The organism is Chryseobacterium sp. SIMBA_029, assembly GCF_046535275.1.
Lineage (GTDB): Bacteria > Bacteroidota > Bacteroidia > Flavobacteriales > Weeksellaceae > Chryseobacterium.
The window spans coordinates 1-252 of sequence record NZ_JAWRXA010000618.1 but is presented as its reverse complement, the minus strand read 5'-3'; the positions used below and the strand labels follow the sequence as shown (position 1 = coordinate 252).

Below are 252 nucleotides of genomic sequence, written 5' to 3'. Positions count from 1 at the left end.
ACGCCGCTCAGGGAGATGGTTCCGCCGCGGCGCACGAGGTCGATTGCCGTATGGAGGGCTGCCAGCCTATCGACGCTCATGGTTTCCATCGCCACTTGTGCAGGCTTGTCCGGGAGCAGCGAGACGGCCTTGTGCAGGAACGACGCCACCGGGGAACCATGAGCTTCCATCCCCACCGCATCCACCACCGAATCCGGTCCTCGTCCCAATGTTTCCTCACGGATTTTGCCGGATACGTCCGGGCTGTAGTCC

At 63.1% G+C, this 252-nt stretch carries 1 pseudogene; it reads right to left on the bottom strand.

Annotated elements, in window-relative coordinates:
• Positions 1 to 252, bottom strand: a pseudogene (locus SB679_RS25455) (glutathione-dependent formaldehyde dehydrogenase); the annotation flags it as partial.